Below are 2,380 nucleotides of genomic sequence, written 5' to 3'. Positions count from 1 at the left end.
CATCCTCCTGACCGCGGTCGCCCCGGCCGCCTGGGGCACGACTTACATCGTCACCGAGAAGTTCCTGCCGCCGGACCGGCCGCTGTTCGCGGCCCTGGTCCGCGCCCTGCCCATCGGTCTCGTGCTGCTCGCCTGGCGCCGCCAGCTTCCGCGCGGCGACTGGTGGTGGAAGGCCACAGTGCTGGGGCTGTTGAACATCGGGATGTTCTTCCCGCTGATCTTCGTCGCGGCCTACTACCTCCCCGGTGGCCTCGCCGCGACGGTCCAGGCGAGCTCGCCCCTCGCGGTGATGGGTCTGGCCTGGCTGGTCATCGGCGAGCGCGCCGCCCTCGGGCGGATCGGTGCGGCCCTCATCGGGCTCGCCGGTGTCACCCTGCTCGTGCTCAGGAGCCCCGACGGTGTGACCGCCCTCGGCCTCGCCGGCGCCCTCGGATCGGTGGTCGTGAGCGCCCTCGGCTTCGTGCTGATCAAGCGCTGGACGCCTCCCGTCGACATGTTGACCCTCGTCTCCTGGCAGCTCGTCGTCGGTGGCCTGGCGCTGCTGCCCGTGGCACTCATCGTCGAGGGCGCACCGCCGGCCGTCGACCTCCCGGCCGTGCTCGGCTACGCCTGGATCGCGGTCGCCGGCACCGGGCTCGCCTACGTCTGCTGGTTCACCGGCCTGCGGGCCATGCCCGCCGGCGCCGTGTCGCTGATCGGCCTGGTCAACCCGGTGGTGGGTACGGCGCTGGGGGTCGCGTTCGCCCGGGAGGCGTTCGGCACCGTGCAGGCGCTCGGCGTGCTGCTCGTGATCGGCGGCGTGGTGCTGGGCCAGCGCGTCAGCGGTCCGGCGACGACCCCGGCACCCGTGCCGCCGGAGCCGGTGCAGCCCGCCGCCGGGCAGGCGTTGACAATGTCGAGGTGACTTCCGGTGACACCGAGCGCGGCGAGGCCCCGGCCGGCTTCCGCTTCCGCGACATCGGGCTCGCGGCGTACGGGCCCTCGATCGTCAATGCGATCGGTCACGGCGCCGTCATGCCGATCCTCGCGCTGCGGGCCCTCGAGCTGGGCGCAGACGTCCCGACCGCGGCCTTCGTGGTCGCCCTGCTGGGCATCGGCAGCCTGTTCGCCTCGCTGCCCGCCGGCGCCATGGTCGCCCGCATCGGCGAGCGCCGCGCTCTCACCGCCGTCGGCACCCTGGACGCCGTCGCGATGTCCTTCGCCGCGCTCACCGACTCGGTCCTCGCCCTGGGGCTGGCCATTCTCGTCAGCGGCATGACGTGGACGGTGTTCCTGATGGCCCGCCAGGGCTTCATGATCGATGCCGTCCCGCTGGCCCTGCGGGCGCGCGCCATGTCCGGGCTGGGCGGCAGCATGCGCGTCGGCGTGCTGATCGGGCCGCTGCTCGGTGCCGGCCTGATCCACGTCGGCGGGCTGACCTGGGTCTTCTGGCTGGCCGCCGCGATGTCGCTGACCTCCGCGCTGCTGGCACGGGCCATGCCCGACTTCGGCTCCGAGCGTCGGGGCGCGGCACCGCACCTGTCGGTCGTCTCCGTGCTCGCGGCGCACCGCCGCACGTTGCTCACACTGGGCGTCGCGGTCGTGATCATCGCCGCCAGCCGCTCCCTGCGTAGCGGGCTCCTGCCCCTGTGGGCCGAACACGTCGGACTGTCCGCGAGCACGACGTCGCTCATCTTCGCGGCCGCTGCCGCGGTCGACATCGCCTTCTTCTTCCCCGGCGGCTGGCTGATGGACACCTACGGACGGTTCGTCGTCGCCGTACCGGTCGTCGCGACCACCGCGATCGGCTGCCTGTTCCTGCCGCTCGCGACCAACGCGGTCACGGTCGGCGCGGTGATGGTGGTGATGGCCGTCGGCAACGGGCTCGGCTCCGGCATCGTGATGACGCTGGGCGCCGACACCGCCCCCGTCGAGGGCCGGGCCCAATACCTGGGCGGCTGGCGGCTCTGCGGTGACATCGGCGTCTCGGGCGGTGCCCTGCTCGTCAGCGCCGTCGCGGCCGCTGCGCCGCTCGCCGCAGCCTCCCTGGTGATGGGCGGCGCAGCAGTCGCCGGGACCGTGTGGGTCGGCTACTTCACCCGTCGGTTGGACCGAGCCAGCAGAGGGTGACTTCAGCCGACGGTGACGACGACCTCGTTGGAGAACAGGTCCTTGTCGGTGTCGATCACGCGGAAGGTGTTCTGTCCCGCCTGGCTGGTCTGGACGTAGGTCGCGAAGGTCTGGTTGCTCACCGACATGGTGACCGGGAAGTCCTGCCAGGCTCCGTCCTCGAAGCGCTGCACCTGCAAGATCGCGCCCTCGCCGTTGGGGTAGGTCCCGGTGAGGTCGATCTGCTGCATGGCACTGACCGACTGCTGGCCCGCGGACAGCGAGATCGTCC

At 72.3% G+C, this 2,380-nt stretch carries 3 protein-coding genes; 2 read left to right on the top strand and 1 reads right to left on the bottom strand.

The genetic code is table 11. The annotated features are described in order from the left end of the window. On the top strand, positions 1-904 hold a 904-nt coding region (locus RMO85_RS19605), incomplete at its 5' end, for an EamA family transporter (RefSeq protein WP_310530390.1). Continuing rightward, positions 901-2,109, top strand: coding sequence for an MFS transporter (locus RMO85_RS19600; RefSeq protein WP_310530389.1), 1,209 nt, complete (start codon positions 901-903; stop codon positions 2,107-2,109). The genes RMO85_RS19605 and RMO85_RS19600, both read left to right, overlap by 4 nt. A 2-nt stretch (positions 2,110-2,111) precedes the next feature. On the opposite strand, the gene RMO85_RS19595 is transcribed toward RMO85_RS19600, so the two are convergent. Next, positions 2,112-2,380 (bottom strand): hypothetical protein (locus RMO85_RS19595; protein ID WP_397204417.1); only part of this gene is annotated, 269 nt, incomplete at its 5' end.

The sequence above is a fragment of the Nocardioides sp. genome, from assembly GCF_031422975.1.
GTDB lineage: Bacteria > Actinomycetota > Actinomycetes > Propionibacteriales > Nocardioidaceae > Nocardioides.
This window is presented reverse-complemented; position numbering and strand designations above follow the sequence as displayed.